This is a genomic window from Arthrobacter sp. TJ-270, from assembly GCF_058269075.1.
In genome coordinates this window covers 113,524-137,460 of record NZ_JBZCNB010000006.1, presented here as the reverse complement: position 1 = coordinate 137,460, position 23,937 = coordinate 113,524, and the positions used below count along the sequence as shown (strand labels likewise).

The following is a 23,937-nucleotide window of genomic DNA, read 5'->3' as shown; positions in this document are numbered from 1 at the left end:
GGAGTCCAAAAATTGGAACGCAACAAGAGTATTGATTCAAGCGGCACGGCCGCCGCCCGAACGAAACACCGCCATAATGTGCGGGGACCAATGAGAGGGACGATATGAGTCAGATAGCCGACGCTCCGCCCGCAACAGTTACTGGAGGCGGTGATACGCCCCCCGCGGCTCGAACCCGCGTCAATTGGACCGTATTCATCGGATCGGCCACAGGGATCCTCGCGATCGCCATCTGGGCCATGAGCGACGCCGCTGGCGCCGAGGCCCTGATCGGGTCCATGGTCACCTGGGTATCCACCAACATGGGGTGGTACTACTTCCTGATCGTTACCGTCGTGGTGGTGTTCGTGCTGGTCATCGCCCTGACCCGGGTGGGCAAGACGAAGCTCGGTCCGGACCATTCGAAGCCGCAGTTCAGCATGTTCACCTGGGCGTCGATGCTCTTCGCAGCGGGCATCGGCATCGACCTGATGTTCTTCTCGGTGTCCGAGCCCGTGACTCAGTACCTGGCTCCCCCGCAGGGTGACGGCAGCACCGTCGAGGCCGCCCGGCATGCCATGGTCCTCACCCTGTTCCACTACGGCATCACCGGCTGGGCCCTGTACGCGCTCATGGGACTGGCCCTGGGCTACTTCGCCTACCGGCATAATCTTCCCTTGAGTATCCGCAGCGCGCTGTACCCCATCTTCGGCAAGAAGATCAACGGTCCGCTCGGCGACGGCGTGGACATCGCAGCCCTCCTCGGAACCATCTTCGGCATCGCCACCTCCCTGGGCATCGGCGTCGTGCAGCTCAACTACGGCCTCAGCCTCATGTTCGGACTGCCCGAGAACGTCGCCGTGCAGATCGGCCTGATCGTGGTGGCCGTTGTCATGGCCACCGCATCCGTGCTCTCCGGCGTCGAAAAGGGAATCCGCCGGCTCGCCGAGCTCAACGTGCTCCTTGCCCTCGCCCTGATGGTGTTCATCCTCCTGACCGGCAAGACCAGCTTCCTGCTGGACGGGATCGTCCAGAACACCGGCGACGTGCTCAGCCGGTTCCCGGCAATGACGCTGGACGCCTTCGCCTATGACCGGCCCGGTGACTGGCTGCAGGGCTGGACACTCTTCTTCTGGGCCTGGTGGATTGCCTGGGCTCCCTTCGTCGGGCTCTTCCTCGCGCGTATCTCCCGCGGCCGCACCATCCGCCAGTTCGTGCTGGGCACCCTCATGGTCCCCTTCGCGTTCATCCTGGTGTTCATCTCAATCTTCGGCAACAGCGCCCTTGACATCGTGATGAACGGCAATGCCGCCTTCGGGGAGACGGCGATGGCCCAGCCGGAGCGGGCGTTTTACGGCCTCCTCGAGCAGTACCCCGCGGCTCCGCTGATCATCGGCGTGGCCACCTTCACCGGGCTGCTCTTCTACGTCACCTCCGCCGATTCAGGTGCGCTCGTCATGGCCAACTTCACGAGCCACCTGAAGGACGCCAATGCCGACGGGCCCAAGTGGCTGCGCGTCTTCTGGGCCCTGGTGACCGGACTCCTGACGCTCGCGATGCTGACCGTCGGCGGTGTGACGACGTTGCAGAACGCCACGATCATCATGGGTCTACCGCTCTCTATCCTGCTGCTGTTCATCATGCTGGGCCTTTACAAGGCCCTGCGCGTGGAGAACTCGCTGGCCGACAGCTACCGTGCGAGCCTGCCGGGGATCATCTCCGGCCACAGCGGGGACGGATCGTCGTCGCGCAACTGGCGCCAGCGCCTCAACCGCGCCATGACCTACCCGGGGCCGAAGCAGGCGAACCGCTTCGTGGACACCGTGGCGCTGCCCGCATTGCAGGAGGTGCACGACGAGCTGAAGGCGCAGGACGCCAATGTGACCCTGACGACCGGCGTTGTCGAGACCTGCGGCATCCGCCACGTCGACCTGCTGGTGAGGCTCTGTGACGAGCGCCCGTTCAAGTACCAGATCTACCCGGTCCAGTACGACACCCCGTCATACGCGCCCGGAAATGCCGGGCTCGAACCGAAGTACTACCGGATGGAGGTCTTCTCCCTCGAGGGCAGCCACAGCTACGACCTTGCCGGCTACAGCAAGGAACAGGTCATCACCGATGTCCTGGACCACTACGAAACCCACCTCGAATTCCTGCACCTGAACCGTGCGGTGCCCGGCACCACGGCCGTCACCGAGGACCAGGCTGCCAAGGACAACTGGGAATCCGACTTCGCTCACCCGGAGGAGACAAAGTGAGTCGACGTTGCCCTCTGTAGCGCCCTAGGCAGATAGATCCGAGGGAGGCTGTCGTCGCTGAGACGGCAGCCTCCCTCTGCGTTTGCGCGAAGTGCGCATACTTAGGGTCGCTCTTGATTCGAGGGGGTGTGCTCGCAAGCGGGCACCTCAGAAATGCGCAACTATGGCTTCCCCGCGTATGTGGCGAACTCAAGAAGGTTCCCGTCAGGGTCCCGGATGTAGACACTCGTCATCGGGCCGAGGGCACCCAACTGTTCACCGGGACCTTCCTCAATTGTGACTCCAGCGTCTTGCAGGAACGTCAGTATCTCGTGAGGCGGAGCGTCGACCACGAAGCAGAGGTCGTCGCTGCCAGGAGTTGGCGCGGCGGCTGCCGGTAGGTAGGGATGCGCCGCAGGATGCAGATTGATCTTGCTGTCGCCGAAGAAGAGGCTGTGGCGACCATCGCTGGTGACGTGCTTGAAGCCAAGTCGCTCATAGAAAACGATGCTCGTTTCGAGGGAACGAACTGTCAGAACGAAGTGGTCCAGCCGCGTGATGTGCATGCCTCCATCCTGCCGTAGAGCACGTCGTGCTTATCGAGAAAGCTGGTCCAGCAACTCAAGCTCTTCCGATCGGCTCAGACCGGACCTACGTTCACGGTCAAGACCAAGCTTTCGCTCGAATTCCACGGTACGTTGCACGGTTTGACGGAGACCCTTTAGGACGCCGCCCGCAGCATGGAAGGCGGTGTTGTCTCGTTGTGCAAATGCGACATCAGCTTTTGGTATCCACAGCGGCATTGACCGGGGACCCGCCCAGAACCGGACATCGTGTTCCATGAGCCATTCGTCGCCAGCGGCCACTATGTCTCCGGTGAAGCCGGCAACATCTGCAGAAAGCGCGAGCACATCTGAGAGAGCATGCTGGTCACCGGTGGCGTTGATGACACCTCTAATCGGTTCTCTAGCGGCCTTGGCTATGAAGATGGCGAGATCCTCGACATCGATTACCTGTACCACTCGACCGTCAGTTAGAGGTGATAGCACCGGCCCGCCGCCTGCGAGAGCGAATCGTCCGACCCAGTAGCCAAACCTGTCGCTGCCATCTCCCGGGCCAGCAATCAGTCCTGGCCGGACTGTGAGAAGCCGATCACCCACGGTCTCCTGTGACTCCTGCTCAGCGGCGACTTTCGCTTGCCCGTAATCTTTTAGGTCTATCGGCTCGAGCAGAGGTGCGGATTCATCAGCACCAGCATCGGCATTCGTGGCATATACGGAGACTGATGAAACCAGAGTCCAGTGCTCTGCCCTTCCTGCGAGAGCATCGAGGGCCCCCTGCACAAGTCGGGGCTCATACGAAAGCTCCACCACTTCGTCCCACGACTGATCGGCTACTGCCGCGTAGCCATCCGACGATTGCCGATCAGCCTGCACGAAGACCGCCCTAGCAGGTGCTTGACCGGACTTACCGCGTGCCAGGCAGGTCACCGAATCGCCGTTCGCCAACATCTGCTTGGCAATCTCAAACCCAAGCCAGCCAGTTCCCCCAAGCACCAGGACGTTTCGCATATGGCCAGTCAACCGACAGGGCAGGAAAGGGTCAACCAGTTCACCTGCAAGCCAGTCACTGTTCGGGATGATGCTCGCGATCGATAGCTGTGTCGTCTTCCTGGGCGGACTCTTCATCTTCGACGCGGTCGACCCACGGGCGGTTGACGTCCTGTACACCTGGCTGATCCTCGAAAGTCATACGCATGGGATACGCCGGCGCGTAGGACCCGGAATAGTGCTGGGCATTAGGCACATATCCGAAGGAGGAGATGCTCTCCTCCCCTGGACCGTTTTCGGCTGGTTGTCGGTTGCTCCCAAGCAGGCTCCGAGTGAGGGCGGCACCGTCAGCCATGAGCTCATCCACTGCAGTCAGCAGGTGATGGTCGCCCAATGGCATTGCCTCGGATGCTGAAGCGAGGACTGCGCGGCGAACAAGTTCCTTAGTGAACGACGCCGTCGTTCCCTCAGTTGCTTCCGCTGCCGCGCGCATAGTTTCGACGCTAAATGCTTCGCTGGGCGCGTAAAGCTGCAATAGGGCAGCACGTTCACCCTCATCCGGAAGGGGAATCGCGACAGCAAGGTCCACACGGCCGGGACGCTGTGCGAGCGCGCGTTCGAGCATGTCCACACGATTAGTCGTGAGCACGAACGTGACGTCGGCATCATCATCGAGGCCGTCCATGACGTCTAGCACTTCAAAGAGCAGGGGTTGCGGACCATGGCCGAAGCTGCGGTCTTCCGCAATGAGGTCGCAGTCCTCGAGCACCACGATGGACGGTTGAAGAGCTCGTGCCATCCGGGCTGCCTCACTCACGTGAGCGAGCGTGCCGCCGGACAAGATGATGGCCGTCGTCCCCTCGCTAGCGCTCAACAAGTAACGAACCGTGTGCGTCTTGCCCGTGCCAGGCGGGCCGTACAAAAGAATCCCCCGCTTGAGATGTTGTCCGGCTGCCACCAACTCGTTCCTGTGAGCGGCAATCCCGAGGGCATGGTCGCTGATCCTGGCGAGGAGACCCTCAGGCAACACGATCTGGCTCCTCGCCAGCTCGGGCCTCCTGTGAAAGGTCACCCCCGAGCTACTAGGACCGAACTCCTCAATCGTGAAGGACAGTATCTGTCCTTGAAGGACGCTTTCCCGCTCCATACGACGTCGGAATACGGCGAGGAAGTCCGCTGTGACCGCCGCATCCGCGCAGAGCGCTTCCAAGGAAGCAGCTTGCCGTCCATATCGGGGTTCCGCTTTGCGCTGTAGGAGCGCGATCGGTTCGCCGTTGTGGTGAAAGAGGCGAAGACCGAAAGCAACAGTCTGCCGCTGTTCGTCAGGACCGACTGGAAGATTTGCGTAGTCGGGCTGTGAAAGCGGGAAATTTGGGTAGATGTCGGATTGCTGGACCATGTCGCTCAGGGACATATGGTGCCGCTGGTCACCGCCCCCGATACCGGTCAGCCTACTGCCCTCACCCACGAGCGAAGCGAGGATAATATCGGCGTCCATGAACCGGTGAACGGACACTTCCTCGACAACCATGGGAAGGGACGACGGCGGAGCGCCGAGGTGCGCAGCCAGAGTATTGACCAATTCCCGACCACGCTCAGAGGTAGGTTGAGCCGACTGCACAAGCCGCACCATCGCACCAAAATCACTGACAAACTTCGCCGCGTCTTCCCCCATGCTAGGAGGCTAACAGCCCCGTCAAGGACGCCTCCCTGCGTGCTTTCCATCCTTCGGACCGTCACCAACGGGGGTTCAACGACAGCTGAGCCCTGAGGCTTAGTCGCGCTTCGTGACGCGAGCGGCCAAAATGGTCCGTCCACGGTTGAGGATCTCCGCGACGAGGATACGCTCTTCATCCGTGAATTCTGGGCTGTAGCGCTCGCCAACGGGGGTGATATTTTCCAGGTTGGTGCCATAGAAGAGCTTGTCGTAGCACTTGGATGCTTCTGGTCCGCTGTCGTCTAGGGACGCACCGACGCTGCGGGCGATGTCGTTGAACAGGTTCCACGCGTTGAGTAATTCCGTGCAGATCCCATCGGATGCCGGCAACTCCAGCAGCCGTTCCAGTCCATCCAGGTTCTGAGGTTCGTCACTCCCCTCCTCCAGTTGCAAACCGTATTGCTGCGCCACGGTCGCGAACCCCTCCGGGCTGCGCACGGAAACTATGCGACCGTCATTGACAAGCACGCAGTCGGTATCTCCTTCGACTTGGCCGGTTCCATCATCGGTCTGCCATACAACGCCGAACTTTTGGCCGCGAAACCGGAGCCAGTACGGGTAGGAGATCATCATTCCCCGGATCCTACCTACCAAGCGTTCCGACCGAGGTGATTACGTCATCGTCATCGAAGTTCTCCGCTCCGTCTTAAGAAGCTGGCAGACCGTCGTGGCGAAAATCGCTCCACACCACTTGATCGGCGCCAACTTGAACCCTCACACTGACTCCGCCGCACCCGTCTGCAACGGATCCAGCCCAGGAGATTTCAGTGATTGTCTTCGGGTCGGGCGGTGAGGATCCGTTTGGCGCTGACTTGCAGGATGCCGAGCGACTCCTTAATCAGGGGCGATGTGATGCTACCCCTGCGCACGGCAGCGACGATGCGGCGCGCGGGCTTCCCCTTGCCAGTAATGCGCAGTCGAACCACGTTTTCGGCACCATGCAGGGGCGCCAGTCGTGGCAGCAGGCCCACGCCCAGCCCCGCGCCAACGAAGGCGATCTGCGTTTCCCATTCAACGGCCTCGTGGGCGATCCGCGGTGTCACCCCGACTGCCGTGAACGCCGCAGTGAATAGGGAATGGTAGGTGGAACCTGCGGCCTCGGTGATCCAGGGTTCCGACGCCAACTCTGGGAGCGTCACCGTTTCCCGCGATGCCAACGGATGGTCGGAGGGAATGATTACGTCCAGGGGATCGTCGAGGAGAACGGTCTGCTCGAAGCGCGGATCGTCCTCAACATAGGTATCGGATTGCATGGCGACGATGACCGCGAGGTCGATTCGCTCGGCGACCAACAAGTCGAAGCAGCGGGCCGGGTTGGCCTCGAGTACCTGCACCTCAAGCAGAGGGCGTGTTGCGTGCAGGGTGGCGGCCAGCGGAGCGAGCAGTTGAGCGGCCGCCGTGGAGAATCCGCCAAGGCCAAAACGGGACTGCACCTGGTCGCCGGCCTCCATGGCCGCGGCCCGTAGGCTCTCCCATTCCGCAATGAGTGTGTCCGAGCCCTCCACAAGAAAGCGGCCCGTGGCGGTCAGTCGGACACCCCGGCCATCCTTCGTCAGCAACTGCATTCCAAGCATGCGCTGGAGTTCCCGCAGTTGCGCGGAGACGGCCGAGGGAGAATAACCCGTGAGCTGCGCGGTTGCTCCAACAGTGCCGCACCGGGCAAACACCCGAAGTGTTATGAGCCGTGGATCGATCATGCACTAATGATGCACTGTTATCTCCGAAATCTTGCGCTTTTACTGCAGCCCAAACGTCCCTAATCTTATGAGTACAGTGATTTCGCTAACACGCCGGTTGGACTCCACCAGGCCGTGATCTCCACGTATCCCATACTTACCCATCCATCCCGGAGGAAACAGATGTCCGCTCCAGTGAACGTGCCCCTCAATTCACGAGGGAAGCTCGCTTCATCCTTGCCTGCCGAGCAGCTAGCGGAAATCACCGAGTTGTTCAATTTCCGGCGCGTGGGATACTCCCTCGATGCCCCCTTCTACACCGATCCGACAATCTTCAACGTCGACATGCAGGCAATCTTTGGCCGGCACTGGATCTTTGCAGCCAGCATCGCCGAGCTCCCGGAGCCGGGCGATTACGTCACCGTCGACTACGGGCCCTACTCCCTGATCGTGCTGCACAATGACGACGGCGGCGTGAACGTCCTGCACAACGTGTGCCGCCACCGCGGCGCTCGCGTCCTGACCGAACCCGCGGGAACAACGGGAAACCTGGTCTGCGGCTACCACTCTTGGACCTACTCGCCCGACGGCAATCTGATCCACGCCTCGGCACCTGGGGAAACGAAGTTCGACAAGGGCTGCTTCGGCCTCAAGCGCGCCCACAGCCGCATGGTCGCCGGACTCATCTTCGTCTGCATTGCGAATGAACCGCCGGCGGATTTCGACGAAACTTCTAAGATCTTCGAGCCTTACCTCGCGCCCCACGATCTGTCGAAGTCGAAAATCGCCTATCAGCAGAACATCATCGAAGAGGGCAATTGGAAGCTCGTCATGGAGAACAACCGTGAGTGCTACCACTGCGACGGCCACCCGGAGCTCGCCTGTTCTCTCTTTCCCACCTGGGGCCTGACGGAGGGGCTGATCCCGGCCCATCTCGAGGAAGTGTGGGACCGCAACAAGGAAGCGCAGTCCTCGCTCGAAGAGCGTTGCCGCCGCTATGGCCTTCCCTACGAGGTCGTCGAGGAGCTTGACACGCGCGTAGCGGGAATCCGCATCTCACGGGAATCGCTCGACGGTGAAGGCGAATCGTTCTCCCCCGATGGGCGCAGGCTCTCCAAGAAGCTGCTGGGTGACTTGCGAGACTTCCGCCTTGGCCGCTGCTCGATGCACCTGCAGCCCAACAGCTGGTTCCATTTCCAGGGGGACCACGTCATCACGTTCGGCGCCTTCCCCGTCAACGAACACCAGACGCTGGTACGCACCACCTGGCTGGTGGCTGACGACGCCGAGGAAGGTGTCGACTACGACCTGGAGAAGCTCACCTACACCTGGAAGCAGACCAATCTGCAGGACAAGGCGTTTGTGGAGCTGTGCCAGAAGGGCGCCAGCAGCCCCGCCTATGAGCCCGGCCCGTACATGAAGAGCGAATACCAGGTCGAGGCGTTCATCAACTGGTACGTGAAGCGTGTGCAGGAGCACTTGGCATGATTGAACTCGGCACGGAGACTGAAATCCTGGAACCGCAGCGCATCCGCGGTCTTGAGATGCCGTGGAACAGGGTGATGGGCAGCTCCGAGGGACCTGCCCGCGCCGCCCACGCGTTGGGCCCCTGGCATCCGCAGGAGTTTATGGCCGAATGTGTCGAGATCGTTCCCGAGGTGGGCGGGATGATGACCTTCGTGTTCCGCCGCTGCGACGGTGCGCCCCTCGCGTTCCGTGCGGGCCAGTACGTAAACGTCGCTTTTCCCGTCAACAGCGAGGACCAGGACCCGGTGGACCGCAGCTACTCGCTGTCCAGTTCGCCCACGCAGCCGTGGACCTTCGACATCACAGTAAAACGAGACCCCACTGGGCTCGTCTCACCTTGGGTGCACGAGAACATCAAACCCGGCACCGTCCTCGAGATGCTCGGGCCGGTCGGGGCGTTCCACCTGCCCGATGCCGACCGCCGGGCACGATACCTCTTGCTGGCCGCCGGCGCAGGCATCACCCCAATCATGTCGATGGTGCGGACCATCCATTCACTGCCCGGAACGGCCGATGTCGTGGTGCTCTACCACGGAGCGGAGGCTGGAGGATTTGCCTTCCACCAGGAGCTGGCCTACATTGCCTCGGTGGACTCGCGAGTCAAGGTCTTCTACGCGCTGGGCGACCGCAGTAAACCCGAAAAGTGGGATTGGCTCAGCGGAAGGCTGACGGCGGCCATGCTCGACGAGGTTGCCCCCGATGCCAACGGCCGCCAGGTCTATGCTTGCGGCCCCCAGGGCTACCTGAACACCGCCACCGAGCTCCTGCGGAAGGTCGGCGTCGACGACACCTCCATCTACATGGAATTCTTCACTGGAAACCGCCAGACGATCCTTGAATATCAGGCGGAAGTCGCGCTTGCGGTGGACATTGCAGAGGAAATCGCTGAAGAAATCGCTGATTCCGCCGAGGACTACTATGAAAGCCAGCCCACAGCGTTCGGGCTCTACGAGCCCAGCTATAACGCCGGGGGGCCCCTTGAGGCCACGGGGATGCCGCTGGAAACCGTGGACTCGGACGCGCCCTATTCCGAAGCCGCCGACGGCAGTTCGGACGCGGGGCCGGAGGCCGTGTCCCCTGATGCTTCGAGCTTCGACACGGTCGGAACGGGAGACCTCACCCTCTCCTTCATGCGCACAGGCATCAACGTGCGCATCGACCCCACCGAACACATCCTCGGGGTCGCCCAGCGTGCGGGCGTCAGGATCAGCGCGAACTGCAAGGAAGGCATGTGCGGCTCCTGCAAGGTAGTGAAGCTTGCAGGAGAGGTCGAGATGAACCACCAGGGCGGGATCCGCGCACGGGAGATCGATGCAGGCAAGTTCCTGCCCTGCTGCTCCACTGCGCGCACCGATTTGGTGATCGATGCCTAGCCGCTTCCAGCTGCTCTAAGCCGGACAGCATCAGGGGTGTTTACCGCTGTTGCTGCGGGCACTACTTTAGGAGCATCCGGGTGAGCCCGATTCATTCCACAGCACTACGAACGGGCCCTTCCGGTACCTGTCAGAACAGGCCACAGCACCCACCGCCCCGGGTGGGTCGTGCAAGGAGGAACCGATCACCATGGCACCGAATCTGAATCAGCCCATCACCGACGACAGCATCAAAGTCCGGCAGCTCAGCCACTATCAGTTCAGCTGGGTAGCTGGCGATCCAGGCCAGCCCGGATCATGGACTCTGCAACTGGTCCTTGACCAGGGAGCCTGGGAGGAAGTTCTCACCATCGACGCCGATGACGCCGATAATCTTCAGGACTTGCTCGCTTCGGCGGAGACCGTGTACTACGACATTCCGCGCCGCACCCTGATGTTCGGGACAACGGAAGCCGGGCACCACTGACCTTAGGTGCTTGCGCCAAGTGTGAGAGGCGGGTGAAGAAACCACGCTCACGTGGAGGGAGCGGACATTGTGTCCGTTCCCTCCACGTTTGCCTGCGTTCCTGAAGTCGTGATCAGCCGGTACCGCGGGCGCGTCTGAATACGACGCTGGGCGCCGTTCCCCAGTTGCACGAGTTTATGATGCTAAGGACTCGGTGTTGCCAGCCGGTCGAGGACCCCGGTTTGGGCGAGTATTGCGAACCGGTCAGGTACGCCCCAGTGTTCTACGATCTTGCCATCCACGATGCGCGCCACGTCTATGACAGTTATGTCTATCGGTCGGTTGCTAGGAGGACCGAAGAACGGGCCGGTGGCGGTGCCCCGTCCCCGGGTACGCACCCAGATGCGGTCGCCCGACTCCGCCCAGTCCTCGATCGTGAAGGTCATGTCCGGCACAATGGTGTGGACGTCCTTCATAGCCGCTTTCACATGCTCAACCGCTTCCGCGCCGGTGCCTGCCATGCCGAACTGATGGGCGACGAGGTCCGGGGAACACAGCTCCTCGGCGACAGCTCCATTGCCAGTGGAAAAGCCCTCCCGGAACATCCGGCGCATCACCTGCAGGGCCACCGGTTCTCCCGCCTGTTCCGGGGCACCAGCGTGGTCCACATTCACGTTCTGCTCGCCCATGGTGATTCCTTCCTCAACTCGGTTCGGTAGAACTCAACCGAGCCACCCCCGGGCATCGGAGGAGGGTGATTCTACCCCTCTGGACAGGCGCTGAATAGTGAACAAGTCCGACTGGCGGTGAGCGCCGCTATTCCCTGGGCCGCCCATCCGCTTGAGTCGCTTCGCGACCCGGAGATCGGGTCAAACCAGCACCGTTACCGGCAACCGCTCCCCCATCGAGCCTGATTGCACGCGAACAGACAGCCTCAGCGAAAGCCTCGTCATGCGTCGCCATCACCAGGGTTCCGTCACCACCTACATGGCGCCGGATGAGACTCGCCAAGACGTCCCGTCCGCGTAGATCCAGGCCCACCGTCGGCTCATCGAGCACCCAAATGTCAGGTCCCCTCGCCATCAGCGATGCCAGCGCGAGGAGTCTCCGGTCGCGGAAGCAGAGATCGTGCGGATGAGCGTCGACGACATCCGCGAGCACGACGTCGTTCAAAGCCCCTAGCGAGAGCTGCCTCGCTTCCTTCGCCGATTTCCCGGCCGCTCGCGGTCCGTACGACACCTCCCGCAGCACCGTGCGCTCGAAGAGTTGCTGGTCACTGTCCTGAAAGAGGTAGCCGACGCTCGCAGCAAGAGACCCCGTGACTCGACCATAAATGTCCTGCCCGTCCACGTGCACCATGCCAGCCGACGGCTGCAGCAGTCCGTTCAGGTGCTGGAGGAGCGTCGACTTACCTGACCCGTTCGGAGCGAGCACCGCCAGCGCCTCACCGCGGAGAATGGTCAGTTCCGCTATCGAAAGAACCGGCTCCGTGCCATAACCGAAGGTGAGGTCGCGGAGGCGAATGGCTGGCATCGCACCGGTCGCGGCCGGCGCACCCGATGGAGCCGGATCTGAAATCGTGCCTTCGGTCCCTACTCCGTACCGCCGCAGATCTGCCGCGCTCCCACCGTCAATGACCGCAGTGCCGTCAGAAAGCACCAGAACCCGGCTCCCGGGAGCAAAACCAGACGGAAGCATCGGCTCGAACTGCAGGAGAGCGGTCCCACTCTGCGCCACCTCGTTCAGCAGCGCCTCGATATCCCGGCGACCGGTAGCATCAAGCCCCTTGAACGGCTCATCCAGCACAAGAAGGCCGGGACCACCGACGACGGCGGCCGCAATACACACGCGCTGGAGCTCCCCGCCGGACAATCGCCGCGGATCCCGCTCGAGCAGATCACTCAAGCCGACCCGCTCGGCGGCACGCTCCACGAGCTGATGCATCTGCTCAGACGAAACGCCGCGGTTGGCAAGACCGAAGGCAATTTCCTCAGCGACCGTCGCGCAAACCATCGACAACTGGGCGTGTGCCCGCTGCCCGACGAAACCTACGTGCGCAGCCCACGCGGCAGGATCAATGCGCGGATCGGAGTCCGAACCCTCAAAAACCAGACGCTCCCCCGCGACCGTCAGGGAGCCGACCAATCGATGTCCCTGGCCGCTATCGAACTGCCCCGCAACCACCCTCGCAAGGGTGCTCTTCCCGGAACCGGAAGCACCGACAACCAGTGCCCTCTCCCCCGCGCCAACGGTGAGGGAAATGTCAGCCAGCCCCGCGCCGTCGTCGTACGTGAAGCTACGCAGATCAAGAGAAATCACACCAGCCTCCCCAGATACCACCAGGCACTGAAGAGCACGACGACGGCAAGCATCGCCCAGCGAACTGTCCGTTGAGCTGCGGTGTCCGTGTCAGCGCGGTAGCTGGTGCGCGGCATGGTCCCGGCGAAACCGCGGGCCTCCAGGGCGCGGGTCCGGTCGGCGGCGTCCATCAGCAACCCGGCGATAAGCGGCCGCCCCACCATCACGAGCGCCCGCAGCTTCGACAGCGGGCTACGGGTAACCACGAGGCCGCGCGACTGCTGGGCCCTCGTGATCCGCGAGGCTCTTTCGGACACGAGCGGCGCGAGTCCGAGGGCTGCCCCCAGCACGAACACCAGCTTGCGGTTCCACCCCCGATGGGTGAGGGTGCTCAGCAGTTCGGACACGTCCATGGACAGCACCGCGGTGAGGAGCAGACCGGCGAAAGCCGCGATGCGGGTGCCCATGGACAACGCGAACTGGAGTCCCTCAGCGGTGACGGCGGCTATTCCGAGGTCGAGCAACACGGTGTCGCCCTCGGGATAGAAGAGCCCATGGAGCAGCAGGACAAAGAGGAGCATCGGCCCCACCAGCACTCCGAAGACGACGGCGATGCGTTCCGCGCGCCCGGACGATGCCGCCGCGGGGAGGACCGCCAGCAGGAGGATCAGGAGCGAGAAACGCCAGGCGTCGACCACAAGCACCAGCACAACGAGCAGCCCGGCGACGGTCAGCTCGGTGAGCGGGTTGAAGATTCGGCGGCGGAACCGCAACCCTTACTTCCTTCCGGCCGTGCTTCCGCCCGGTACGCCTGCGTCAGCGGACTGTGCAATCGGCGAGGGCTGACCGAGCAGCACCCGGTGGCGCCGCACAAACGGGAAGGCGTCGCGGGTGCGGCGCGGCAGCGCGTACACAATCAACGCCACGACCGTGAACACGATGAGCTTGTCGATCGTGTCCGACGTCAGCCCCTGCTTGGTAGCGGCGACCAGCAGGGTGTCGCCCATCGCACGGAAGGCCGCCACGATGGCGTTCGTGCCCATGGTCCCGGCCGCACCGAACATGAAGGCAGCAACGGGAGCAGCCAGCAGACCACCGACGACGCCGGTCAGCAGGCCGGCGATCGGCACCAGGTAGATGCGGCGGAACATGCCCCACCGCGCAGCCAGACCGGCAAGCAGGCCTATAGCCGCGGAACCAGCCGCGAACGGCAGGGCGAACGGGTTGAACAGACCCCAGATGGCGTTGCTGAGCACACCGGTCGCCGCGCCCGCAGCTGGTCCGGCCAGTACGGCGACGAGCACCGTGCCGAGCGCATCGAGGTAGATCGGCAGTCCGAGGGTACCGGCAAGCTGGCCGAACGAGATGTTCAGCGCAATACCGATCGGCATCAGCACAACAGCCTGGGTGTTCAGCCTGGGCAGGATGCCGGCCACCAGCAGGGCGCCGCCGCCGAGGAATCCCACAAGGGTGATCAGCCCGGCAGGCGATCCTGCTCCCCCGGCAATCTCGGTGGGCTGGACCAGAACCAGGTACAGGTAGGTGGCTGCGATGACTACGGCGCCGGCAGCCAGGAGCATCCAGCGCGACGACGGCGCAGAGGCCTGGGAGGGCAGCGTCAGGGAAGAATTCATGGCGTTCCTTACGCACGGTGAAGCATTTACGTGGGAGCGCACCTCATGTCACCTCGGCGCAGGCCGGCGGGATCCACCGGCAGCTCACAAGTCTACCGGGCCTGGGCTGAAGCGACCCTGCGGGCCAGGGAAGCAATTCGCTCGATCATCAACTCGAAGACTTCGTCGGGGTTATTACCGGTGACCACACGGGCGTTCGGCGGGAGCTTGCGGAATCCCGCAAAGTCACCCACGGTCTGCGCGAACGTCAACGCTGACTCCGTTTCGACGTCCACATGCGCTTCCCGGGCGCTGTAGCTTGCCTCGCCCGTGGCGACCATTGCGGCGAAGAGATCGTGAAGGTGGGCGATGTAGCCCTGGTTGTACAGCCGGTGGAACTCCATGTAGAAGCGAAGGGCGTCGGAAAGGAACGCGATGACCGGGTTCGATGAGGAACTGCGCAACCCGTCGGCGTCGTCGGTGTGGAGCAATTCGGGCGGCACTCCGGCGGCGGCTGCCAACCGCTCGATGTGCTCAGGCCGGCACTCTATCCGCTCGGTGGTTTCCAGCGCGCAGATGATCGGCAGCTTCTCCGTGGGCACACCATCGTACGCGGCGTAGACCTCGCGGGCAGCGTGGGGGTCAACATGGGTGTTCCATTCCGCAACGGGCGTGGTGTTGCCGCGGTAGTTGAAGGATCCGCCCATGATTACCAGCCCTTTGAGCAGGTGCGGCAGGTCGGGTTCCTGCCGGATCGCGAGCGCCAGGTTGGTGAGGGGACCGGTGACGAGCCCCGTGAGTTCGCCTGGATTCGCGCGGGCCGCCTCCACCCACAGGTCAATTCCAGACCGGCCGGACACAGCCTGCCTGGCCGGCGGCAGTACCGCATACCCGAGCCCCTGGTCGCCGTGGGTCTCCTCGGTGGTGACCAGCGGAATCTCAAGCGGGACTTCGCGGCCGAGGGCGACCGCGACGCCGGTGACCCCGGCCAGCTCAAGCGACGCCAGAGTGTTCGCCGCAACCTGACGCGCAGATACGTTGCCGGCCGTACAGGTGATCCCCTCAATGTGCACATCGGGCACGCCCAGCAGGTAGAGGAGGGCGACGGCGTCGTCAATGCCGGTGTCGACGTCAAGGAGGAGCCGGGCGGGCTGGGCAGTCATGGGTTTACCGTAGCAACCCGGCCCCCTCTAGTTTGCCGACTCCGCGAGGATGAGCTCGAGGTTCCGCGGATCATGCGCGAACCGCCCGAGGAACAGTCCATCCACCTCAGGCCGCAGACGCGGCAACAACCCAGGGCCGGCACTGCCGCCGTAAATCACCGCGACGCCGTCGGGCAGTTCAGCCTTCATACGGGCTACCACGGCCCGCACATGATCGGCCCCTGCCGGTTCCGCAGCACCGATGGCCCACACCGGCTCGTAGGCAAGAATCGGTGCCGGGCCCGCAGCGCTGACACCGGCCGTCGCCACCTGATCGAGACAGAATTGGGCTGCGTCCTCCACTGACGTCCGCTCCAGCTCACCGACGCACAGCAGCGGCGTGAGCCCGTTCCGCTGCGCAGCCGCTACCTTCGCGGACGTCACGCCGTCATCCTCCCCGAAGTGCCGGCGTCGTTCGGCGTGGCCCAGCTCAACGAGCTGCACGCCCATCTCCGCAAGGAACGCAGGGCTCACCTCGCCGGTCAGGGCGCCGGTGTCCTGATCGCTGGCGTTCTGAACTCCGACTTTCACGGCCGTGTCCCGCGTCAGCCGGAGTGCAGTCTCAAGCACCGGGAACGACGGCGCCACGAACAGTTCCACGTGCCCGTCCCGTACCGCCGGGCTGGCTTGCGCAATACGCACCACCTCTTCGAGCCAGATGCACGAGGCGGCGTAGCCGAGGTACATCTTGGTGCTGATGCCGATAGTTTTCATGTAGGGTTCTGGTCCGCGCGACGCTTAGGCTGAAAGTCGCCTCTTTCCGGCCGCGTGTGCTGGGTGTTCAGAGCGGTCGGATTCGTGGACGGCGGAGGAGTTCCTGCGGGTGTGGTCCATGACCGGTCCGGTCCCAGCGATCTCGCGAATGGCGTCAATTCCCTCGACGGCCGCCTGCTTGGTGGGGAAATACGCGGAGACAGCCACCAGGGTGCCATCACCCGCCATAAGCTTCAGCCGGTACCCATGATCATGGGCGTCTACCAGTTTGAAAAATCCAGACATGTTCTTACCTCCCTGTAAGTACGTCTCGACCCTCCATGATACTAAGCTGGCTTGCAATTTGGTTAGTCGTCGCCGGTCACGATTCGGCGACGAGCACTTAAGAGTTCAACCTCCGGGCGCGCCGCAACGAATCGCTCAACCGCATCGAGGACCTCCACAACATGCCTGCGATCGCCTGAGACAAGGCCCACCCCCACCATCGCGCGGCGGTGCAGGTCCTGGGAACCGACTTCCGCCACGGAGACGTCGAAGCGTCGCCGCACCTCAGCAACGAGCGGCCGAATCAGCGAGCGCTTCCCCTTCAGGGAGTGGACGTCGCCCAGCAGGAGGTCGAACTCGGTGAATCCCACCCACACGGCCGCTCACCTGCCGCGGGCGGCAAGGGGCGCCACCAATGACGACGGCGCGTTCCTCGCGATGAACGCCAGCACCTTGTAGCGCATGCTGGGGATGGAGACGGCCTTGCCCGCGGAGAGGTCCTTCAGCGCAGCCTGAACGACCTCCTCCGCATTGAGCCACATCCACCGCGGAACGGACCCTTTATCCATACCCATGCGCTGGTGAAACTCGGTGTGAACGAACCCTGGGCAGAGCGCCATCACGGTAACTCCACGCCTGCGATAGGCGAAGTTTGCCCATTGGCTGAAGTTGATCATGGCCGCTTTCAGGGCGCCATAGGTGCCGCGCGGCGTGAACCCGGCAACGCTCGCCACATTCACGATCCGTCCGGAGCCCCGGGCCAGCATGCCCTGCAGCGCAGCGTGGCTGAGCGCCAGAGGAACAGTGAGGTGGATTGCCGCATGGTTGAGCTCTTCCTCGAGCGGATTGTCTTCAAAGGATTTGGGAAGGCCATAGCCGGCGTTGTTGACCAGGGTTGAAACGGGGTCCTGCCCGGCCCGCAGCCTGCGGAGAACGCGGCGGACGCCGTCGTCGTCGTGCAGGTCCGCTACCAGCACCTCGACGGCGACGCCGAATCGGGAGTGCAGTGCGGCGGCTTTTTCCTCCAGCCGCGCGGAGTCCCTGGCGACCAGCACGAGCGCATTGCCCTGCGCGGCGAGCTGCTCCGCGAACTCAGCCCCGAGGCCCGCTGTCGCGCCCGTGATCATTGCCCTGTCAGCCATTGTGTTCCCTTATCAGGTGGGTAATCCAGCAGTAAAATGAGAGTGCTGGTTGAGCGCGGTTTGCGCTCCTCCAACAGCGGTGCATGCGGTGCGCCTCCCCCGACGCCTCGCGGCACAGCGAAGAGTCATATTCACACATTAGGAGGGGAGATGACTACCGCATCACACCACGCGCATGATTTCCATGTAACCCGCGACCACGTTCGCAGTGCAGCGATGGGGATGGGAGTAGTTTTCCTGCTGATGGGGATTCTCGGGCTCATTCCGGGCATCACCACCTCATATTCGTCCATGGCATTCGCATTCGGTTCCGAGGCGATGCTTCTGGGCGCGTTCCAGGTCTCCGTGCTGCTCAACCTGGTGTACCTCGCCTTGGGTGCCGCCGGAATCTGGATGAGCCGCGGAGTTCTTTCGGCCCGCAACTTCCTGATCGGTAGTGGTGCCGTGCTGCTGGTCATGTGGCTCTACGGACTGATAGTCGGTAATTCTGCAGCCAACATCCTGTCCACGAACGCCGCGACCAACTGGCTGAACCTGATCCTCGGCCTCCTCGCCGGAGGACTGGGAGTCGCCTATGCCCTGCGACACCTGGAAAACCGCGCCATCCAGTAGCGCGACCGCAAGCACGCTCCGCCCGCAGAACGCGGCGGGGCGTGTCTTGTACGACTGGAATGTTAATGAAAACAGATGCCCTCCAGGGGGTCCCGGTCCTAGACTGACCGCGAGGCCTCCTGCTGACAGTTGGGGTCAGCCATGGCCTTGCGGAAGGGACGTTCGACGACGAACGACCGCCAACTCTGAAGGGATCACCATGTCAGGAAACAAGGCCGTGGCCTATAAAGGCCCCGGCAAGGTCGAGATCATTGATACCGATTACCCCACGTTCGAACTGAAGGACGGTCCGGGCGTCAACCCTGCGAACGTTGGTAGGCAGGTGAATCACGGCGTCATCCTCAAGACCGTAGCCACCAATATCTGCGGATCGGACCAGCACATGGTCCGCGGGCGGACAACCGCCCCGTCGGACCTCGTGCTCGGCCACGAGATCACCGGCGAGGTAGTCGAGGTTGGCAGCGACGTCGAGTTCATCAAGAAAGGAGACATCTGTTCGGTTCCGTTCAACATCTCCTGTGGCCGTTGCCGGAACTGCAAGGAGCGCAAGACCGGCATCTGCCTCAACGTCAATCCGGACCGTCCGGGCAGCGCCTACGGCTATGTGGACATGGGCGGATGGGTCGGAGGCCAGGCTGAGTACGTTCTGGTTCCCTATGCCGACTGGAACCTGCTGAAGTTCCCGGACCGGGACCAGGCGCTGGAGAAGATCCTGGACCTGACCATGCTCTCGGACATCTTCCCCACGGGCTACCACGGCGTGTACACGGCCGGCGTCACCACCGGCTCCACCGTCTACATCGCCGGCGCGGGCCCCGTCGGGCTGGCCGCCGCACTGTCCGCGCAGCTGCTGGGTGCCGCCGTCGTTATTGTGGCTGACCTCAACGAGGAGCGCCTTGCGCAGGCACGCAGCTTCGGCTGCGAAACGGTGGACGTCTCCAAGGGCGAGCCAAAGGACCAGATTGAGCAGATCCTCGGAGTGCCGGAAGTGGACTGCGGTGTCGACGCCGTCGGCTTCGAGGCACGCGGTCACGGCAAGGACGCCTCGCACGAGGCTCCAGCGACGGTGCTGAACTCGCTGATGTCCATCACCGCCGCCGGTGGCGCGCTGGGCATCCCGGGACTCTACGTCACGGGCGATCCGGGCGGAATCGACGAGGCTGCGAAGGTCGGGTCGCTGTCCCTTTCCCTCGGCACCGGCTGGGCAAAGTCACTGTCCTTCACCACGGGCCAGTGTCCGGTCATGAAGTACAACCGTCAGCTGATGATGGCGATCCTGCATGACAAGGCGCACATCGCCCAGGCCGTCAACGCCAAGCCCATTCCCCTGGAGGAGGCACCGCAGGGCTACGAGGAGTTCGACAAGGGTGCAGCGACGAAGTACGTGCTGAACCCGAACGGATACATCGCCGCCTAGACGCGCCTCGTTGAGTCGGCAGGACACGCCCCAAATGAACCACCGAACGGGGTGTGTCCTGCCAGCTCATTCGAGCGGTTTCACCTGAACAGCCCCGGCCCTATGTAAGGCGCCAGCTGCTCCTTCTGCTCGGCGGTGATGCGAAGCAGGGAGCCTGACTCGCCATCTATGAACGCCAGCGTGGACTGGGCCTTCACGCACACCCGATTCGTCACGGGATCCTGGATACGGTAGGCAATGTCGATGCTTGCTGCCTTCAGGTCTGCGATCCATACCTCGATTTTCAACGGCATGTTCCGGTAATCCAGCGTGGCCGTGTACCTGATGCGATGCTCCACCACGAGCGCCTGCACGTCTGATCCGATGGAGGAAAAGAGCGGCACCGGAGGATCCTCACCCGGCGCCCCCGTTCCCCCGGGTGGGCCGAACGCATGGATACGCGCCTCTTCCAGGAGTCGCGCCACCTGGACATTGTTGATGTGCCCATAGGCGTCCATATCCCCCCATCTCATGGGAATTTCACAGGTTACCGACTGGTACGCATCCATCCCTATGTTTTACAGTGGTCAACGGTGTTTACACCACTCCGATCAAGGAGTTCTCCGACGCTTTTCGTCAAGCACCAAAACGTCTCGATTTGGCAACGATTAGAAAACACTCTACGGTGGGGACGTACCCACTTTCGGGAAATCACAAAGCAGACTCCGTTTACGTCTGCCACATAATGCCCTGGTGCTGCCCCTCCACCGCACGTTGCTCGTCCGGCAGACACCACAGACAAGACCACTGATCAGTCAAGGGTGAGCAACGGCGCAAAGATGTCCGGGGACGGAACGAGTGCAGGTGGCCTTTTGGAGCATCGTACCCATGAAGAACCAGAAACTCAGCCTTAACGTGCGCCGCGGCTTCGCAGCTGCCGCCCTCGTCGGTATCGGTCTCGGTGCATCCGCTGGTGCAGCCAACGCTGCTCCGGCCAGCACCTGGGACGCCCTTGCACAGTGTGAAAGCGGTGGCAACTGGGCCATCAACACCGGCAACGGCTTCTCCGGCGGACTGCAGTTCACCCCGTCCACCTGGGCCGGCTTCGGCGGCCAGGGCCTGCCTCAAAACGCCAGCCGTGCAGAGCAGATCGCCGTTGCTGAGCGCGTTCTCGCAGGCCAGGGTTGGGGCGCATGGCCCGCATGCTCGGCCAAGCTCGGCCTGACCGCCGGTGCCAACCCGACCCCGATCCCCGCCGCTCCGGCACCTGCTCCCGTTCAGGCTCAGTCTGTTCCGCAGGTTCAGGCACCGGTCCAGGCTCCGGCTCCGGTTGCTCCGGCACCCGTTGTTGAGGCCCCGGTTGTTCAGGCACCCGTTGTTGAGGCCCCGGTTGTTCAGGCACAGGTCCACGCTCCGGCACCCGTCGTTGAGGCTCCGGTTGTTCAGGCCCCCGCTGCTCCCGCCGTTGCACTCTCCGGTGAGACCTACACCATCCAGTCCGGCGATACCCTCAGCGGCATCGCTGCGAAGCTCGGCGTCGAAGGCGGCTGGCAGGCCCTTTACCAGGCCAACGCTGACACCGTCATTCACGCTGACCTCATCTTCACCGGTCACGTTCTGCAGCTGCCTGCCTAAGGCTTCAGCTACGTACGAAAAGAACCCCGCAACATGCGCGTTGCGGGGTTCTTTTGCGCCTGCGCCCTCCGCTGAGTGCGGTGCGTTGGCCGGGCGGACTGGGTTCAGCGCGGCGGCACCAGTCCCGCAGCGCGCAACGCCTCCGCCATGGCGCTGTTGGCCGGAGCCTGATCTGCCCGGGGGCCTTGCTTGGAGCTGCCAAGCTTGGCATTGCCGCGCTGCTGCGGCGAGCCCGGCTTGGAAGTGCCGGGCTTTGGACTGCCGCCCTCCCCGCCGGATGAACGACGACGGCGGTCTTCTCCCGCGCGCGCACGCGCCTCCCGGGCGGGCTTGGCGCCACGCGGAGCGGCGTCGTCATTCAACCGCAGGCTGAGGGAGATCCGCTTGCGCTCAGGGTCGGCCTCCAACACCTTGACCTTCACCACCTGGCCCGACTTCACGATCTCGTGCGGGTCGCTGACGAAACGGTCAGCCATCGCCGAGACGTGGACCAACCCGTCCTGGTGCACACCGACGTCAACGAACGCGCCGAAGGCAGCAACGTTGGTCACCACACCGTCGATTACCATTCCGGGGCGCAGGTCCGAGATCTTCTCCACGTCGGAAAACGACGCCGTGACAAACGCCGGCCGCGGATCCCGTCCCGGTTTCTCCAGTTCCGCGAGGATGTCCTGCAGTGTTGGCAGGCCGATGGTCTCGTCCACGTACTCGGCGAGATTCAGCGACCGAAGTGAGCCACCGGCGTCGTTCACCATCCGCCGGGCCACGGGGTAGGCCTCCGGGTGCACGCTCGAGGCGTCCAGGGGTTCGTCACCGCCTGTAATGCGGAGGAAGCCGGCGCACTGCTCGAACGCCTTCGCACCGAGCCTCGGAACCTTCAACAGGTCGCGCCGGCGGGCAAAGGGCCCGTGGGCATCGCGGTGGGCCACGATGTTCTCGCTGAGCAGGGGCCCCACGCCTGCCACCCGGGTCAGGAGCGACGGAGAGGCGGTGTTCACATCCACACCGACCGCGTTGACGCAGTCTTCGATCACCGCATCGAGCGAGCGCTCAAGTTTTACGGGGCTCACGTCGTGCTGGTACTGGCCCACGCCGATGGACTTCGGGTCAATCTTCACCAGTTCGGCCAGCGGGTCCTGCAACCGCCGGGCAATCGAGACGGCGCCGCGCAGCGACACGTCGAGCTCAGGCAATTCCGCCGACGCCAGCGCCGACGCGGAGTACACGGACGCCCCGGCTTCGGACACCACAAGCTTGTGCAGGGTCCGGCCGGAGATCAGCGAGATCAGTTCAGACGCGAGCTTGTCTGTCTCACGGGAAGCGGTGCCGTTGCCGATCGCGATGAGGTCGACGTCGTGACTGGCCACCATGCGCGACAGCGTTGCGAGCGCATCATTCCACTTCTTCGCCGGAGCGTGCGGGTAGATGGTCGCAGTTTCGAGGACCTTGCCGGTTCCGTCCACCACCGCCACCTTGACGCCGGTCCGCAACCCGGGATCGAGACCGATCGTGGTGCGGCTGCCCGCGGGTGCCGCAAGCAGCACATCGCGCAGGTTGGCTGCGAAGACCCGGACCGCTTCGGTTTCGGCCTCCATGAAGAGCCGGACGCGCAGGTCGATCGAGAGTTTCGCGAGCAGCCGGCGCCACGCCTGCTGGACAGTCGCCATCAGCCACGCATCCGCAGGCCGGCCCTGGTCTGCGACACCGAGGAATGCGGCTACGGAGTTCTCGAAGCGGCGCCGGGCACGGAGGGCGGCCTCGGCGTCGGTGCTATCGGCCTCGGCAAGGGCCAGCTGCAGGACGCCCTCTTTCTCGCCACGCAACAGCGCCAGGACGCGGTGTGAGGGCATGGCGGACGGCGCCTGTGAAAAGTCGAAGTAATCGGCGAACTTCTGGCCCTCGGCCTCTTTGCCGGATACCACCTGCGAGCGCAGCCTCCCCTGCTTCCAGAGCCGTTCCCGAAGGTCGGCGAGCAGGTCGGCGTCCTGGCCTGCTCGTTCCACGAGCAGTGCACGGGCCCCGGCGAGGGCGTCCTCGGCGGTGGCCACGGCGCCGTTCAGGTAGCGGTTCGCTTCCTCGTTCGGGTCGAGCGACGGATCCGCGAGCAGCGATTCCGCGAGCGGCTCCAGACCCGCTTCCCGGGCAAGCTGCGCCTTGGTCCGCCGTTTCGTCTTGAAGGGCAGATAGATGTCTTCCAGGCGGGCCTTGGTGGTGGCACCGACGACGGCGGCACGCAACTCGTCGGTGAGCTTGCCCTGCGCCTCGATCGCTTCAAGGACAGCTGCCCGACGCTCCTCGAGCTCGCGCAGATACCGCAGCCGCTCCTCGAGCTCGCGCAGCTGGGCGTCGTCGAGGGTCCCGGTGACTTCCTTGCGGTAACGGGCGATGAACGGCACCGTGGATCCGCCGTCGAGCAGTTCGACTGCTGCCTTGACCTGCCATTGCTGGACGCCGAGTTCCTCAGCGAGTTGCTCGAAGATGGTGGGAGGGGTGCTGTTTGGTGCGGTCACGCCTGCCATTGTGGCATTGACCGGCGCGCCTGGCGCAAACAGACCGG

The 23,937-nt window shown here is 63.5% G+C and carries 23 protein-coding genes; 7 read left to right on the top strand and 16 right to left on the bottom strand.

Annotation, left to right across the window (positions count from 1 at the left end; genetic code table 11):
- The first annotated feature begins 104 nt into the window (after positions 1 to 104).
- Entirely contained in the window at positions 105 to 2,237 is a 2,133-nt protein-coding gene (betT, locus tag AC4D2M_RS12510; protein WP_490892212.1) for a choline BCCT transporter BetT, read from the top strand.
- A gap of 161 nt (positions 2,238 to 2,398) precedes the next feature.
- On the opposite strand, the gene AC4D2M_RS12505 is transcribed toward betT, so the two are convergent.
- From AC4D2M_RS12505 to AC4D2M_RS12485, 5 genes are all read right to left on the bottom strand, one after another.
- Positions 2,399 to 2,782 (bottom strand): VOC family protein, encoded by a 384-nt coding sequence (locus tag AC4D2M_RS12505; protein WP_490892211.1) that lies wholly within the window; start codon positions 2,780 to 2,782, stop codon positions 2,399 to 2,401.
- Between the two features lie 30 nt (positions 2,783 to 2,812).
- Positions 2,813 to 3,904 carry an NAD-dependent epimerase/dehydratase family protein gene (locus tag AC4D2M_RS12500; RefSeq protein WP_490892210.1) on the bottom strand — a complete coding sequence of 364 codons (1,092 nt, stop codon included), beginning with the start codon at positions 3,902 to 3,904 and terminating at the stop codon, positions 2,813 to 2,815.
- The gene (locus AC4D2M_RS12495; RefSeq protein WP_490892209.1) at positions 3,843 to 5,441 is read right to left on the bottom strand and encodes an AAA family ATPase; all 1,599 of its coding nucleotides are present in this window, start codon (positions 5,439 to 5,441) and stop codon (positions 3,843 to 3,845) included. The genes AC4D2M_RS12500 and AC4D2M_RS12495 overlap by 62 nt, the downstream gene beginning before the upstream one ends.
- Positions 5,442 to 5,540: 99 nt before the next feature.
- Positions 5,541 to 6,056: a hypothetical protein gene (locus AC4D2M_RS12490; RefSeq protein ID WP_490892208.1), complete on the bottom strand. Its 516-nt coding sequence runs from the start codon at positions 6,054 to 6,056 to the stop codon at positions 5,541 to 5,543.
- 191 nt (positions 6,057 to 6,247) lie between these two features.
- Positions 6,248 to 7,180: a LysR family transcriptional regulator gene (locus AC4D2M_RS12485; protein ID WP_490892207.1), complete on the bottom strand. Its 933-nt coding sequence runs from the start codon at positions 7,178 to 7,180 to the stop codon at positions 6,248 to 6,250.
- Positions 7,181 to 7,342: 162 nt separating this feature from the next.
- On the opposite strand from AC4D2M_RS12485, the gene AC4D2M_RS12480 reads away from it, so the two are divergent.
- The 3 genes from AC4D2M_RS12480 (at position 7,343) to AC4D2M_RS12470 (ending at position 10,525) form a co-directional block, all read left to right on the top strand.
- On the top strand, positions 7,343 to 8,647 hold the full coding sequence (locus AC4D2M_RS12480) for an aromatic ring-hydroxylating oxygenase subunit alpha (protein WP_490892206.1): 1,305 nt from the start codon (positions 7,343 to 7,345) through the stop codon (positions 8,645 to 8,647).
- On the top strand, positions 8,644 to 10,059 hold the full coding sequence (locus AC4D2M_RS12475) for a ferredoxin reductase (RefSeq protein WP_490892205.1): 1,416 nt from the start codon (positions 8,644 to 8,646) through the stop codon (positions 10,057 to 10,059). The genes AC4D2M_RS12480 and AC4D2M_RS12475 overlap by 4 nt, the downstream gene beginning before the upstream one ends.
- Before the next feature lie 190 nt (positions 10,060 to 10,249).
- Entirely contained in the window at positions 10,250 to 10,525 is a 276-nt protein-coding gene (locus AC4D2M_RS12470; protein WP_490892204.1) for a hypothetical protein, read from the top strand.
- A 182-nt stretch (positions 10,526 to 10,707) separates the two neighbouring features.
- Here the strand turns inward: AC4D2M_RS12470 and AC4D2M_RS12465 are convergent, their stop codons facing one another.
- The 9 genes from AC4D2M_RS12465 to AC4D2M_RS12425 form a co-directional block, all read right to left on the bottom strand.
- On the bottom strand, positions 10,708 to 11,193 hold the full coding sequence (locus AC4D2M_RS12465) for an ester cyclase (RefSeq protein ID WP_490892203.1): 486 nt from the start codon (positions 11,191 to 11,193) through the stop codon (positions 10,708 to 10,710).
- A 127-nt stretch (positions 11,194 to 11,320) separates the two neighbouring features.
- Positions 11,321 to 12,823: an ABC transporter ATP-binding protein gene (locus tag AC4D2M_RS12460; protein WP_490892202.1), complete on the bottom strand. Its 1,503-nt coding sequence runs from the start codon at positions 12,821 to 12,823 to the stop codon at positions 11,321 to 11,323.
- Positions 12,820 to 13,575 (bottom strand): energy-coupling factor transporter transmembrane component T, encoded by a 756-nt coding sequence (locus AC4D2M_RS12455; RefSeq protein WP_490892201.1) that lies wholly within the window; start codon positions 13,573 to 13,575, stop codon positions 12,820 to 12,822. The genes AC4D2M_RS12460 and AC4D2M_RS12455 overlap by 4 nt, the downstream gene beginning before the upstream one ends.
- Before the next feature lie 3 nt (positions 13,576 to 13,578).
- Complete coding sequence (locus tag AC4D2M_RS12450; protein ID WP_490892200.1) at positions 13,579 to 14,436, bottom strand: ECF transporter S component; 858 nt, start codon at positions 14,434 to 14,436, stop codon at positions 13,579 to 13,581.
- A 92-nt stretch (positions 14,437 to 14,528) separates the two neighbouring features.
- On the bottom strand, positions 14,529 to 15,578 hold the full coding sequence (locus AC4D2M_RS12445; protein WP_490892199.1) for a nucleoside hydrolase: 1,050 nt from the start codon (positions 15,576 to 15,578) through the stop codon (positions 14,529 to 14,531).
- 27 nt (positions 15,579 to 15,605) lie between these two features.
- Positions 15,606 to 16,331 carry a triose-phosphate isomerase family protein gene (locus AC4D2M_RS12440; RefSeq protein WP_490892198.1) on the bottom strand — a complete coding sequence of 242 codons (726 nt, stop codon included), beginning with the start codon at positions 16,329 to 16,331 and terminating at the stop codon, positions 15,606 to 15,608.
- A 24-nt stretch (positions 16,332 to 16,355) separates the two neighbouring features.
- The gene (locus tag AC4D2M_RS12435) at positions 16,356 to 16,616 is read right to left on the bottom strand and encodes a DUF1508 domain-containing protein (RefSeq protein ID WP_490892197.1); all 261 of its coding nucleotides are present in this window, start codon (positions 16,614 to 16,616) and stop codon (positions 16,356 to 16,358) included.
- A 62-nt stretch (positions 16,617 to 16,678) separates the two neighbouring features.
- Positions 16,679 to 16,972, bottom strand: a complete 294-nt coding sequence (locus tag AC4D2M_RS12430; protein ID WP_490892196.1) for a DUF503 domain-containing protein — start codon at positions 16,970 to 16,972, stop codon at positions 16,679 to 16,681.
- A 6-nt stretch (positions 16,973 to 16,978) separates the two neighbouring features.
- A complete protein-coding gene (locus tag AC4D2M_RS12425; protein WP_490892195.1) occupies positions 16,979 to 17,737 on the bottom strand; it encodes an SDR family NAD(P)-dependent oxidoreductase in 759 nt (252 codons plus the stop codon).
- A 150-nt stretch (positions 17,738 to 17,887) separates the two neighbouring features.
- On the opposite strand from AC4D2M_RS12425, the gene AC4D2M_RS12420 reads away from it, so the two are divergent.
- Positions 17,888 to 18,349 (top strand): DUF4383 domain-containing protein, encoded by a 462-nt coding sequence (locus AC4D2M_RS12420; RefSeq protein ID WP_490892194.1) that lies wholly within the window; start codon positions 17,888 to 17,890, stop codon positions 18,347 to 18,349.
- 199 nt (positions 18,350 to 18,548) lie between these two features.
- Complete coding sequence (fdhA, locus tag AC4D2M_RS12415; protein ID WP_490892193.1) at positions 18,549 to 19,766, top strand: formaldehyde dehydrogenase, glutathione-independent; 1,218 nt, start codon at positions 18,549 to 18,551, stop codon at positions 19,764 to 19,766.
- A gap of 80 nt (positions 19,767 to 19,846) precedes the next feature.
- Here the strand turns inward: fdhA and AC4D2M_RS12410 are convergent, their stop codons facing one another.
- On the bottom strand, positions 19,847 to 20,278 hold the full coding sequence (locus AC4D2M_RS12410) for an acyl-CoA thioesterase (protein WP_490892192.1): 432 nt from the start codon (positions 20,276 to 20,278) through the stop codon (positions 19,847 to 19,849).
- Between the two features lie 355 nt (positions 20,279 to 20,633).
- Between AC4D2M_RS12410 and AC4D2M_RS12405 the strand changes: the two genes are divergently transcribed.
- The gene (locus tag AC4D2M_RS12405) at positions 20,634 to 21,380 is read left to right on the top strand and encodes a transglycosylase family protein (protein WP_490892191.1); all 747 of its coding nucleotides are present in this window, start codon (positions 20,634 to 20,636) and stop codon (positions 21,378 to 21,380) included.
- Positions 21,381 to 21,484: 104 nt separating this feature from the next.
- Here the strand turns inward: AC4D2M_RS12405 and AC4D2M_RS12400 are convergent, their stop codons facing one another.
- Positions 21,485 to 23,899, bottom strand: coding sequence for a Tex family protein (locus tag AC4D2M_RS12400; protein WP_490892190.1), 2,415 nt, complete (start codon positions 23,897 to 23,899; stop codon positions 21,485 to 21,487).
- Positions 23,900 to 23,937: the final 38 nt, after the last annotated feature.